This is a genomic window from Caballeronia choica, from assembly GCF_001544535.1.
Taxonomy (GTDB): domain Bacteria; phylum Pseudomonadota; class Gammaproteobacteria; order Burkholderiales; family Burkholderiaceae; genus Caballeronia; species Caballeronia choica.
On the sequence record NZ_FCON02000068.1, the window covers coordinates 1 to 12,696 of the forward strand.

Here is a 12,696-nt window from a genome sequence, read left to right on the forward strand (position 1 = left end):
TCGACGCAGAACTGCTGTTCGAATCCGATGAGTGGCGCGCGGCGTTCATTCTCAACAAGCAGAAGCCGCCCAAGACGCCACCGCGCCTGAATGAGGTCGTGCGGCTGGTCGCCATGCTCGGCGGTTTCCTGGCTCGCAAAGGCGATGGCGAACCCGGCGTCAAAACGATCTGGCAAGGATTGCAGCGGGTAATGGATTTCGCCGCTGGCCTCAAGTACGCCCGCGAACTAGACGAATGAGTTGTGTGTAATCAAATGGGTCAGACGGGGATAAAAAGCCTTGTTGTTGAGGGGCTTCATGAGCAATTCGACGTAGAGCTCGAGTTGAAGCCGGGTTTAAACATAATCTATGGAAAAAATGGAAAAGGCAAGACCACCGTTCTCCACATTTTGGCGAATGCTCTCGAGCTTGATTTTAAGCGATTTAAGCACCTTAACTTTCGCCGGATAGCTATTACGACGTTTGGAGGTGCGACGCTAGAAATTTTTCGTTTGCTTAGTCCGGAGAGTGTCGAAATTTTGATTAACGGCGAGAAGACATCTCTTTTGAACAGTTCGGAAGACCTTTCAGAGCTTGAGATGGCGTCGATTAGATCAGCCCTCGGTGAGCGGTCAACATATTTACCGGCTTTTCGTTCCGTGCTAGAGCGGGTTCGCGAGGAGTCAGGCGCCTATTATCGCGATCGAACCCGTGACGCAAACATCGACGAACTCGAAACGAAAGAGTTACAGGTACTCCGTGAAAAGCTAGGTCCACGTAAGGTTAGGGACGTCATGGAAATAAGGGCGTTGCGGGAAGAATCCGCAATAACCGCAAGAAAGACTGTTCAATGCCGTCAATGGTTTGGACCATTTGTCCCGACCGTTCGTTACCCTTCGATCATGGAAGTTGACGACGGTCTAACCTCCGAATGGAGATCTGCTCAATTAGACATGGCGCAGCGCGAACAAAACATGTTCGCGGACGTATTTGTAAAAGTATTTCGGACTATCGTTGGCCTTGATAATCCACAGAAACCCTTCGAGATAGAAGACGCTCTTGCATCTATTGCTGATTCCCTTGACAGCAAAGACTATCAGCTTGGAAATCGGCGCTCTGAGCTTATCTCTGCTAAACTGCTTGAGGCTATGGAGTTTCTCAAGCAGAAACCCGCTCACGAGTCTCAGGGCATCGAGAAATCTGTGCTCGGCCTATATTTGGAAACGTTGGTCGAGCGCAAAGAAGGGCGTCGTAACGCTTTGCAAAGCAGTAGGGATTTCGAAGCATCGATAAATAAGTTTCTGGACAAACAGAAGACCTTGCGCATCGGTGAACCAATTGTCAAGGAGCGAGTGCGGTCGGCAGTTACCGTAGGCACAGAGGGTGGACGAGCCTACGGACTGACGGCGCTGTCTTCGGGCGAGCGGCAGATTTTAACCATGCTGTACTCCGCAAGTCGGTCACGGTTCAAAGATGGAATTTTTCTGATCGATGAACCAGAACTATCACTGCACATAGATTGGCAACGCAAAATCTTAAATGAATTAATGTCGCTGGCTCCGGATCGTCAGATAATTGCATGTACCCACTCGCCAGAGGTCGGCGCAGATCATTTTGAGGAAACGCAAGACTTCGAACCACGACTTACAAAGCGTCCACAAGAAGATCTTTTCGACGAAATAGACGATAACGACGACGGTGAGTGACATGCAGGGATATTCGATCGGTGGTTATTTGAACGCGGTGATGCGCAGGTCAGAGAAAACAATGCTCGTTGAGGGAATTACCGACAAATCGGTCTTAACCCGCCTCAAGAACGACCGCTGCTCCTCAGCCGGCACTGACCTTCCTGGCGTCATCGACGTCGCAGCCCTTCTCACCGACGACCTTACAAAAGGTCTCGGTATGAAAGATGTAATCAAAGCAGTGTTGGCGCGGCTTGCAAAATCACCGCGTATGCTTGCCGTCGCGTCGGGTAAGTTCGGCACTCTAACTGATAGGGAATGGGATGGCCTTACGCTGGACATGGAGCTTCAGAACCCTTGGTTCGCACCCACTCAAGGAAGTCCCAATTTTGTAACGGTGGGACATTCTGTTGAAAATTATTTCTTTCGGCTATCTCCGATCGATGCATTTCTCCGTCAGTTCTTTAGCGATCATCTAGGCCAGCGCTTCTTCAATGAGTTAGCAGCTAGGTTCCATTTGATCATAGGTTTTGCAGTCGTTTACTCTCTAGCGATGCGGCATATCGGATCAATAGGACGAGCGGATAGAGTCATATCGCGCGATATGATTGAGTGGCATCAAGGGCATTACATATCGACTGGAAGACTGAACGCGGCGTTGAAGGCTCGTGGAGCGCATACAGCACAAAATCCGTATCTGCTAATTAACTCGGGCGTTCACACATATGCATCCCGCTACACTGCGTCGGAGCCCGGCCACTGGATGTGCCACGGCCACCTTGGGGAGCAAGCGATTTGGGCTTGCGTCGCGAACCTTGCGCAGGAGCAAGGAGTACCAACCGATGTCGCTTCTCAGATTGAGCGCGGCTTAGGTGATGTTCGTTTCCGGCATTGCGTCGATTACCTATGCCGCGATGGTGGACAAACGAACGCACCGCTTGATTCCGCTATCGACTGGCTTACTACCTAATAACAATTATGGCGGCTCGCTGGCAGGTAAATAGGGCTTTGACTGTCCGCTTTCCGCCTCGCCGACTGTCGCGTTTGGGGTCGATTAGAGCCGTAACCCCGACGCCCGAACCGTGTCAACGCCTCGTTTATGAACAGCGGTTGTCGATTTCGAGCGGCAAACTTTCTTAAGAATGGCAGAGGCGGTCTCTCGGGGAAACCTCGGTCAATAAGCGTCGGCGATCAGAAGCGTCGATTGAGCTGCATCGCGCGATTCAGCAGAAGCCAAGGCCCCGCTCGACTTGCGCCTGTCAGCACACCAACCGCGGAAGTCTATTTCAGCATCCCTGCGTGTTCACATAAAGCGAATAAAGCCCGTGGCTCGCGGTCATAAACAGGCGGTTGCGATGCCGTCCGCCGAAGCACACGTTGGCACACCGCTCCGGCAGCGCGATGTGCCCGATCGCCTCGCCTTGCGACGTGAAGATGCGCACGCCGTCGAGTTCGTCGCTGCCCATGCCCCAGCCGCACCACAGGTTGCCTTGCACATCGACGCGAAAGCCATCCGGCGTGCCCGCGCCCGCATCGATCAGTTCACGCTGGTTCAAAAGCTCACGGCCCCCGTCAGCCACATCGAACGCGTGAATCTTGCGCGGTGACGCCCGCGATTCCACGACGTACAGCACCGATTCGTCCGGCGAAAACGCCAGCCCGTTCGGGCCGATTAAGTCGTCGATCATCAGGCTCACTTCGCCGCTCTGCCCATCGACGCGATACACGCCCGGCTTCAGTTGCGGTTCGTGCTGCTCGCCTTCGTAGAAGCCGTCGATGCCGAAGGTCGGGTCGCTGAACCAGATCGAGCCGTCGGATTTCACGACGACGTCGTTCGGCGAATTGAGCGGCTTGCCGTCGAAGGCATCGGCGAGGACGGTGATCGAGCCGTCGTATTCGGTGCGCGTCACGCGGCGCGTCAGGTGTTCGCAGGAGACGAGCCGCCCTTCGCGGTCGCGCGTGTGGCCGTTCGCGTTGTTCGACGGCTGGCGGAAGGTGCCGACTTCGCCCGTCGCTTCGTCCCAGCGGAGGATGCGATTGTTCGGGATATCGCTCCACAGGAGATAGCGGCCATCGCCGAACCAGACCGGCCCTTCCGACCAGCGCGCGCCCTGGTACAGGCATTCCACCGATGCCGACGCGATCCGCAGCGCGTTGAAGCGCGGATCGAGCACGCGCACGGCGGGATCGGGATAGCGGCGTTCCTGAACGGTCACAGTTTTCTCCTTGCGTTCGATGGATCGCTGGCGCTAGTTCGCCCCAAGCTCCCCATCCCGCAGACGCCACAGATTCAGCGGATTGTCGTCGGAAAGCGCCTGTGGCAGCAACGCGGCCGGCAGGTCCTGATAGCAGACCGGGCGCAAAAAACGCTCGATCGCCAGCGCGCCAACCGACGTCGCGCGGTTGTCGGAAGTCGCCGGATACGGGCCGCCGTGGACCATCGCATACGACACCTCGACGCCCGTCGGAAACCCATTCGCTAGAATGCGCCCCGCCTTGCGCTCAAGAATCGGCAGCAGGCGCTTCGCGAGCGGAAAATCATCGCCTTCGAGATGCAGCGTCGCCGTCAACTGGCCTTCGAGATGACGCGCGACGTCGAGCATTTCGTCTTCGTCGCGGCACACCACGATCATCGACGTCGGTCCGAAGATTTCGTCGCCGAGTTGCGGCGTCGCGAGGAACTGCTCGGCGCTCGCCTGATAGAGCGCCGGCAGCGCGCTGCACGCGGCATCGGTCGTGGCGCCGGTCGCCACCCGCGTCACGCCGGTGGCGTCGCGCTCTTTCACGCCATCCGCGTAAGCCGCCGCGATGCCCTTGGTCAGCATGGTCGCTGCGCCCTTCTTTTCGAGCGCGTGCGACGCGGCATCGATGAATTCCTGCAAGTGCGGCCCTTCCAGCGCGATCACGAGGCCCGGATTGGTGCAGAACTGGCCGACGCCCTGCGTCACCGATTCGACGAAACCTCCCGCCAGAGTATCGCCGCGCGCGGCCAGCGCGCCGGGCAGCGCGAACAGCGGATTGACGCTGCTCATTTCGGCGAACACCGGAATCGGCTCGTGACGCTTCGCGGCAATATCGACGAGCGCCAGACCGCCGCGCCGCGAGCCGGTGAAGCCGACCGCCCTGATCGCCGGATGCGCGACGAGCGCCTCGCCGATCGCATTGCCCGCGCCGACAACCAGCGAGAACACGCCTTCGGGCAGGCCGCTGTCGGCGACCGCTTTCTGGATCGCCCGGCCGACGAGTTCCGACGTGCCGAGATGCGCCGGATGCGACTTCACGACAACCGGGCACCCCGCCGCGAACGCGGACGCCGTATCGCCGCCCGCCACGGAAAACGCCAGCGGGAAATTGCTCGCGCCGAACACCGCGACCGGGCCGACCGGAATCTTCTGCAGACGCAAATCCGGGCGTGGCGACGGCTTGCGGTCCGGCTGCGCCGAATCGAGCGTGGCGCCGAGCCAGCGCCCTTCGCGCACGAGCGACGCGAACAGCTTCAACTGACCGATCGTGCGGCCGCGCTCGCCTTCGATGCGCGCCTTCGGCAGCGCGGATTCGGCCTGCGCGCGCTCGATCAGCGCATCGCCGAGCGCGAGGAGGTTGTCGGCGATCGCTTCGAGGAACTGCGCGCGGGTTTCGAGCGACGCGAGGCGGAACGGGTCGAACGCCGCTTCCGCCAGTTCGCACGCGCGCCCGACTTCCGCCGCGCCGCCGCCGCCAAAGACCGGTTCAAGGTCGGCGCCGCGGGCCGGGTCGAACGCCCGGAGCGTAGCGTCGGAACCCCGCACGGCCGTAGCGCCGATCAGCATTTCTCCGGTGATTTTCATGTCATGAACTCCTTGGGTGCCGCGCGTGGCGCATTCGCGCCCGCGGGTTTTTGGTCATTGGATGGCCGGATCGGTGGAAATGACCCGTGTTCTTGTAATAGCTACGCGGCGTGCCGGCTCGAAACCGGGCACGCGCTACTTCCGAGTGACCCGCGCGGCGGCGAAGCGTTCCTTTTCAGTGCATCAGGCCACGCGACGCCGCGAAAGCAAGCAAGGTCGATGCGCGGTGTTTCGACGGCAACGATTGGCCGGTGATATTTGCCAGACAACCTGAAAGTCGTCTGACAGTGTAGTGCCTTTACTTCGCCGGAGCCGGCCCCGTCCCCGCGCGCCGGAACGTAATGTGCGAAATGCGCCGCACCATCAGCGCGGCCGCGAGCGCGGCGACCGCCGTCAGCATCACGCCGATGTGGATCGACTGCACGAGCGCATCGCGGGCGGCATCTATCAGCGCCTGCGCATCGAGCCCGCTCGGCCGCAGGTCGCCGATCAGCCGCTGGCGCAGCCCTTCGTCGATCAGGATGCGCGGGTCGGCAAAGCGCGGCAGCCAGGTCGACGCCGCCGGCTCGCCGATCACGCTGATCGTCCGCGCGACGACGCTGCGGTAATGATGCGCCACGATCGTCGCGACGATGCTCGTGCCGAGCATCCCGCCGACCATGCGCGTCGATTGCAAAAGCGCCGTCGTGATGCCGAAGCGCTCGCGCCCCGCGATCTCCTGCCCGAACACGTTCAGGTTGTTCAAGATGAAGCCGAGCCCGATGCCGATGCCGGCCATCGGAATTTCGATCCAGACGTGCGGCGTCGAGGTCCGCGCGAATGCCAGCGCGATCGACGCGCACAGCAGCAGCGTGAAGCCGATCGACAGGATCAGCGTCGGCTTCGGCAGATGGATCACGATGCGCGTGTTGATCAGGCTCCCGAGCGCGATGGAAGCGGCGATCGGCGTCGCGAGCAGCCCGGCCGCCTGCGGCGACAGCCCGAAGCCGCCTTGCAGCAGGAGCGGCGCGAAAAAGATCAGCGAAAACATCACGAAGCCCGCCAGGAACGACAGCGTGAACAGCGTCACGAGTTGCGGGTCCTTGAAGATGTCGAGCGGGATGATCGGGTGCGTCGCGCGTTTCTCGCAGACCAGAAGCGCCGCCGCGGCCGCCAGCACGCACACCGCGAGCACGAGATTGCCGGCCGTGAGCCCGTCCTTCGGCACCGCCTCGATGAACGCCTGCAGGCCGCCGAGCGTCAGCGCGACGAGCGCCGCGCCCAGCCAGTCGATGCGCACTTCGCCTTGCCGCGGCCGATGGAAATTCGGCAGATGCGCCCAGATGAAATAGAACGCGGCCGCGCCGACCGGCAGGTTCACGAGGAACGTCGAGCGCCAGCCCCAATGCTGGCTCATCCAGCCGCCGAGCGACGGCCCCGCCGCCGTGCCGATGCCGTACGCCGCCGCCATCACGACCTGCCAGCGCACGCGGGCGCGCGGGTCCGGGAACAGATCGGGAATCGCCGCGAACGCGGTGCCCACCATCATGCCGCCGCCGATGCCCTGCAAGCCGCGCGCGAACACGAGGAACAGCATGTTGGTCGCGAGCCCGCACAGCACGGAGGCCACCGTGAACGTGACGACGGCCGCGATCACGAAGCGCTTGCGGCCGAAATAATCGCCGAGGCGCCCGAACACGGGCACCCTCACGACCGACGCCAGCAAATACGCGCTCGCGATCCACGCGTAGTACTCGAAGCCGTGCAGTTCGGCGACGATCGACGGCAGCGCCGTGCTGACGACCGTCTGGTCGAGCGCGACCAGCATGTTGACGAGGCCGATGCCGAGCATCGCGAAAAGAGCGTTTCGGAAAGGCAGGGCGGGATTGGGCTGGGTCACGGTCGGATCGTGGAATGGAAAGCGGGATGGCTGAAGGCACCGTCCGCGAGACGCGTTTTTTAAGCGGCTACCGGATTCGGCTTCAGCCTGAATTGTAAGGCAACTTTCCGGACCCACTGCTTCAGGCCAAAATCATTTGAGCAACGCGCAGGTCAATGCAGGGCGACACGGTTTGGTCCATTCTTGTCTTCTTTCACGCCGAAAACGGAGGCTGGCATGTTCAAAAGAATCATCGTCGCGATCGACGGCAGTCAGACATCGCGCCGCGCTTTCGAGGCTGCGCTCGACCTCGCTCACACGCACGGCGCGGTTTTGCAGCCGTATTACGTCGTGGAGAACACGCCGCTCTATTTCGACGTCCCCGGCTACGATCCGTCGACGCTGCGCTCGCAACTCGTCGAAGAAGGCTCGACGCTCGGCCGCGAAGCGCTCGACGCGATGAAGGCGCGCGGCGTCGAAGGCCAGGTGGCGGTCGGCGAGGCGTCGTCGTTCGACGACGTTTCCTCGCTCGTGCTCGCCGCCGCCGGCACGTTCAACGCCGACCTGCTCGTGATGGGCACGCACGGGCGCAAGGGCTTCCAGCGGCTGATCCTGGGCAGTGTCGCTGAGCGCTGTCTGCGGCAGGCCACCTTGCCGGTGCTGCTGATTCCCTCGGCGGCGGGCGTCGAGAAGCCCGCCGAATAAGGCGCGCCGGGCCTGCGCTTTACGCGTCATTTTGTCGCCCGAAAGAGGGTCGCATCGATGGGACAATGGTTTGTCATTTATCAACTAAAGAGCACGCCATGTCCCAAGTCAGTCAAGCCAGACGCCGCGCTGCACAGTGCTCGACGTGCGCGATGCGCCATCTCTGCATGCCCGAGGGCCTGTCCGCCTTCGAAACCGAGAAACTCGAGGACGTCATCTCCGCGACGCGCCCGGTGCGGCGCGGCGAGGCGCTGTTTCGCACCGGCGACACGTTCGAGTCGCTGTACGCGATCCGCTCCGGCTCGATCAAGACGGTCGTATCGCGCGAAGACGGCCGCGAGCAGGTCACGGGCCTGCATCTCGGCGGCGACGCGCTGGGGCTCGACGGCATCGGCGAAGGCCGCCACATGTCCACCGCGATCGCGCTGGAGGACAGTTCGGTTTGCATCGTGCCGTACGCGCGCTTCGAGCGCATGTGCCGCGAAACCGGCTCGATCCAGCGCCGGCTGCATCAGATGATGAGCCGGGAGATCGTCCGCGAAACCCGCCAGTTGACCACCCTCGGCACGCTGCGCGCCGACGAACGCGTCGCGCGCCTGCTGCTCGACCTGTCCGCGCGCTTCACACGGCGCGGTTACGCGTCGGCGGAATTCACGCTGCGCATGACCCGCGACGACATCGGCAGCTATCTCGGCATCACGCTCGAAACCGTGAGCCGCACGCTGTCGCGCTTCCAGGCGCGCGGCCTCATCGACACGCGCGGCAAGTTCATCCGCATCAACGACTTCGACGCGCTGCGCGCCATCTGACGACGCGTTCTGACGAATTTTTCAGGGCGTGGGATCATTACGCAGATTGACGGGTGGCATGCGGCCTGCTGCTCGACATTCTTTCGATCGTCCCGCTACGGAGACATGGCGACATGAATCGCGACCCTGCCCTGCGTCATCCGCTGCTGGCCCGCCTCGCCGAAGCGCGCCGCACCACCGACGCCCTCTTCGATATCGTCAAGCCCGAATTCCTGTATGAGCGTCCGATCGCCGAACGGCACCGGATCGTGTTCTACATCGGGCATCTCGAAGCGTTCGACCGCAATCTCTTCGATCAGCGTCTGTTCGACCTGCCGAGCCCGAATCCCGGATACGACACGCTGTTCGCGTTCGGCATCGATCCGGTGGACGGCGGCCTGCCGACCGACCAGCCGCACGAGTGGCCCTCGCTGGAGGAAATTCGCGCATACACGAAGCAGATCCGCGATGCCATCGACGCCCGCTTCGATCCTTCGGAAATCACGAAGCACGCCGTTTCGACCGCGGACGCCGATCCGGCGACGCTGCTCGAAGTGGCGATCGAACATCGGCTGATGCACGCCGAGACGCTTGCGTACATGCTGCATCAGTTGCCGCTCCACCAGAAGACCGGACCCGCGATCAGCGCAGACGCGGCGCCGCGCGTGTCGGTCGAGCACGACATGGTGCGCGTGCCGGCCGGCAGCGTGACGCTGGGTCTGAAGCGCGGTGCCGGCGTGTTCGGCTGGGACAACGAGTTCGCCGGAGAGACGCTCAGCGTGCCCGAATTCGACATCGACCGTTACATGGTGACGAACGGCGACTACCTCGCGTTCATCGATGCGGGCGGTTACTGGAATCGCGCGTACTGGAGCGATGCCGACTGGGCATGGAAAGAGAGCGAAGGCATCGCGCATCCTGCGTTCTGGGTCCGCGACGAGGGGCACGACACGTGGAATCTGCGCGCGATGTTCGAGGAAATTCCGCTGCCGCTCGACTGGTCGGTGTATGTGAGCCATGCGGAGGCGAGCGCGTATGCGCGTTGGGCGGGTAAGTCCTTGCCGACCGAGGCGCAATGGCAACGCGCGGCGTCTGGCGCGCCGCATGTCGCGGAGGGCAACTTCGACTTTCGTCGGTGGGAACCGTCGGCGGTGCATGCGCATCCGCAAAATCGCAGCGCGTTTGGGGTTGAGGGGCAGTTTGGCAACGGTTGGGAATGGACCTCGACGGTGTTCGGGCCGTTGCCGGGATTCGAGCCGTTTCCGTTTTATCTGGGTTATTCGGCGAACTTCTTCGATGGGAAGCACTTCGTGCTTAAAGGCGGCTCACCGAGGACGGCGGCGTGCATGCTCCGGCCGAGCTTCCGTAACTGGTTCCAGGCGCATTATCAGTATGTTTATGCGGGATTCCGGTGCGTCGGAGGGTGGTCGCGGGCGCGCGGCGGGGGTCGGGTATAAATCCATCCGTCACTGCGCCCCCGCCGTCCTGGCCCTCAACTTTTCACGCACTTGCGCAACAGACAAACGATTCGTCCCCTGCACATCCACAAACGGCTGATATTTTTCCGGCGTATGCAGCAAATACGCCTGCAATTCATCGACGATGATTTCGTCCCGCGCGTCATACCCAAGCCGCGTCAGTTGCTGCGTCAACGCAACGCGTTCCTGCAACGCAAGATCATTCCACCAGAAAGTGCGACATGCCCGCGCATAGGCCGCGTCGGAAAAGAACTGCCAATGCCCGAGTTCATGGTCGAGGATCGCCGCCCGCAGCGGCGCGTCGATCGCATCGCTGCCTGTACCGCCCAGCCCCGGCAGCGTGACAAGAAAATCGCCCGCGTTCGCGGCGTGCCAGACGCCGCCGTCGTCGCGCAGCAGCCCCCACGCGACCAGCGTATCGAGCAATTCCTGTTCGGCCGGCGTGAGCGCCATATGCTGGCGCCGGCCGAGTTCGAAGAAATGCGCCAGTTCGATCGCGCTGAAGTTGTTTCCCGCCGTCAAGGTGGCAGGATCGTCGCCGGAACGCCGGGCGCGCGTGGCGAGCGCCGCCATGCTCGTCACGCGATCGTGCGGCATGTCGCGCCGCTCGAACAACGCGACGATCCGCGCAAACATCCTGCCCTGCTCGGCGAGGCTGTGCGTCTGCATGACATGCAGCCCGGGCCGGTCGGTCACGCCGATGAAAAGACGCGAACCATCGGCCGGCAACGACGCTTCGATCCGCTCGAACGGCACGCGCGTTTCAACAAGCGGCGCGCGCTCGGGATGCTGTGTCGAGGGTAACGTGCCGCTGGCACCCGCCGTCGCACCGCTGGCAACCACTGCCGCGCCGCTCGCGCTCCTCGCGCCGCCGGCTTGCAGGCACGCGAGCCCGACGGCCGCGCTCAGCGAAAGCGTCCTCAGCGCGACGCGGCGGAAGCGGCGCATCGACGTGCGCCGGCAGGCCGGGCGCTATTCATTCACCGTCACGATGGTGACGCGGCGGTTTTCAGGCGCGGTCGGAACCCGCAGGTTCAGCGGCTCGGACGAGCCCTTGCCGACCGAAGACAGCCGCTCGGGCGCAATGCCGTCGTGGCTCGTCAGGTAGTCCACCACCGCCGCGGCACGGTCCTTCGAAAGCCGCATGTTCGCGTCGGTCGAGCCGCTCGGGTCGGCATGGCCCTCGACCCGGAACTTGTAGGCGGCAAGCTGCTCGGACTGCAACGCGTGGGCGACCTTGTCGAGGGCGGACATTGCGGTCGGGGTCAGGGTCGAGGAGTTGCTGGCGAAGGTAATCAGCATCGACGCGGACGCCGTGCGCGCGGGCGCGGCCGGCGCGCCGGCCGGCTTCTTGTTCGACAGCACGAAGCCGCGCGTGACGACGTCGTCGGTGGCGTCGGGCGTGAGCGCGCGGGTGACCGACTGCTCGTCGATGTCCTGTTCCTTCATCACCGGCTGCGCGTGGGCAAGCGATGCGAGCGCAGCCAGACTCAAGGCCACGCCGGTGGCAACGCGCCGGGCGTGGGGGCGGAAAACGAAAAGACGCAACATCGGGCTCCTCCGGCAAACGATATGGAAACCGGGCCGTTTCCCGTTCACTTCTCTCTTCATTTCTCTCATTAGGGAGACGAACGAAGACGGCTCATTTTGAATAGGAAGTCGTGTCGTGCGTGTGCAGCCGCTCGCGTCATCGCGCGACGAGCCGCACGGGCGCCGGCAACCCCGGCGCATCGGGTGCATTGACGTCGAACAGCCTCGCGAAGCCCGGCGCGTCGATCAGTCCGGCGCACGCGCACGCCGACGCCGGCACATGCGCCGACCCTTCGCTCCACCATACGCTGACGCCGTCCGCGAACGCTTGTCCGAGCCACTCGTCGAAGCCGAAGGCGCTAAGCTCGCCGGAGCCGTCATCCGCTACACCGAACCGCCACTCGACAGGCTCGGTTGCGAGCGAAAACGCCGACAGGCGGGCATCGAACGCGTCCAGTTGAAAATCGTCCGCGAGGGTGGACAGCGCCAGTTCCGCCGCGCGGTCGTACCAGTCTTGCGCGTGCCGCAACCATTCGCCGCCGTCATCGACACTGTCGAGCGCCGCCGCGATCGTGAACGGAAAATACCGTCCGACGCGATCGACGCCCGGCATCATCACGCCCGCCCAGGCCGATGCCCCGCACACGTGCGGCCCGAGAGCGAAGTTCCAGACCGGCGCCGTCAGATAAACCGGCAGCCATTGCGCGCCGAACACGTCCTGCGCGTGCAGCATGCCGCGCTGCAGGCACACATCCCACGGTCCGACAAATTCGACTCCGAGCCGTCGCGACACGAAGTCGCCCTGCGTGCGCACCTTGCCGAAGAAACCCGCGCCGTCGTGCATGG

The 12,696-nt window shown here is 62.8% G+C and carries 12 protein-coding genes; 6 read left to right on the top strand and 6 right to left on the bottom strand.

Annotated features, from left to right (window positions below; genetic code table 11):
* The 3 genes from AWB68_RS25480 to AWB68_RS25490 form a co-directional block, all read left to right on the top strand.
* A partial coding sequence (locus AWB68_RS25480; RefSeq protein ID WP_268810941.1) for an IS4 family transposase occupies positions 1-239 on the top strand: 239 nt, incomplete at its 5' end.
* Between the two features lie 3 nt (positions 240-242).
* Positions 243-1,685, top strand: coding sequence for an AAA family ATPase (locus AWB68_RS25485; RefSeq protein ID WP_125483035.1), 1,443 nt, complete (start codon positions 243-245; stop codon positions 1,683-1,685).
* A gap of 1 nt (position 1,686) precedes the next feature.
* Positions 1,687-2,634 (top strand): hypothetical protein, encoded by a 948-nt coding sequence (locus AWB68_RS25490; protein WP_087647118.1) that lies wholly within the window; start codon positions 1,687-1,689, stop codon positions 2,632-2,634.
* Between the two features lie 316 nt (positions 2,635-2,950).
* Here AWB68_RS25490 and AWB68_RS25495 read toward each other — a convergent pair whose 3' ends face one another.
* From AWB68_RS25495 to AWB68_RS25505, 3 genes are all read right to left on the bottom strand, one after another.
* The gene (locus AWB68_RS25495; RefSeq protein WP_087647119.1) at positions 2,951-3,880 is read right to left on the bottom strand and encodes an SMP-30/gluconolactonase/LRE family protein; all 930 of its coding nucleotides are present in this window, start codon (positions 3,878-3,880) and stop codon (positions 2,951-2,953) included.
* A gap of 33 nt (positions 3,881-3,913) precedes the next feature.
* The gene (locus tag AWB68_RS25500) at positions 3,914-5,491 is read right to left on the bottom strand and encodes an aldehyde dehydrogenase (NADP(+)) (protein WP_087647120.1); all 1,578 of its coding nucleotides are present in this window, start codon (positions 5,489-5,491) and stop codon (positions 3,914-3,916) included.
* 298 nt (positions 5,492-5,789) lie between these two features.
* Positions 5,790-7,322 (bottom strand): MFS transporter, encoded by a 1,533-nt coding sequence (locus AWB68_RS25505; RefSeq protein ID WP_087647121.1) that lies wholly within the window; start codon positions 7,320-7,322, stop codon positions 5,790-5,792.
* A 264-nt stretch (positions 7,323-7,586) separates the two neighbouring features.
* Here AWB68_RS25505 and AWB68_RS25510 point away from each other — a divergent pair, with 264 nt between their 5' ends.
* The 3 genes from AWB68_RS25510 (at position 7,587) to AWB68_RS25520 (ending at position 10,299) form a co-directional block, all read left to right on the top strand.
* Complete coding sequence (locus tag AWB68_RS25510; RefSeq protein WP_087647122.1) at positions 7,587-8,054, top strand: universal stress protein; 468 nt, start codon at positions 7,587-7,589, stop codon at positions 8,052-8,054.
* Positions 8,055-8,119: 65 nt separating this feature from the next.
* On the top strand, positions 8,120-8,863 hold the full coding sequence (fnr, locus tag AWB68_RS25515) for a fumarate/nitrate reduction transcriptional regulator Fnr (RefSeq protein ID WP_087647123.1): 744 nt from the start codon (positions 8,120-8,122) through the stop codon (positions 8,861-8,863).
* A 113-nt stretch (positions 8,864-8,976) separates the two neighbouring features.
* Positions 8,977-10,299, top strand: coding sequence for an SUMF1/EgtB/PvdO family nonheme iron enzyme (locus tag AWB68_RS25520; RefSeq protein ID WP_087647124.1), 1,323 nt, complete (start codon positions 8,977-8,979; stop codon positions 10,297-10,299).
* Between the two features lie 9 nt (positions 10,300-10,308).
* Here the strand turns inward: AWB68_RS25520 and AWB68_RS25525 are convergent, their stop codons facing one another.
* The 3 genes from AWB68_RS25525 to tagF form a co-directional block, all read right to left on the bottom strand.
* Positions 10,309-11,268, bottom strand: coding sequence for a hypothetical protein (locus AWB68_RS25525; protein ID WP_087647125.1), 960 nt, complete (start codon positions 11,266-11,268; stop codon positions 10,309-10,311).
* Between the two features lie 24 nt (positions 11,269-11,292).
* A complete protein-coding gene (locus tag AWB68_RS25530; RefSeq protein WP_087647126.1) occupies positions 11,293-11,871 on the bottom strand; it encodes an OmpA family protein in 579 nt (192 codons plus the stop codon).
* A 136-nt stretch (positions 11,872-12,007) separates the two neighbouring features.
* Positions 12,008-12,694, bottom strand: coding sequence for a type VI secretion system-associated protein TagF (tagF, locus tag AWB68_RS25535; protein WP_087647127.1), 687 nt, complete (start codon positions 12,692-12,694; stop codon positions 12,008-12,010).
* Positions 12,695-12,696 lie beyond the last annotated feature (2 nt).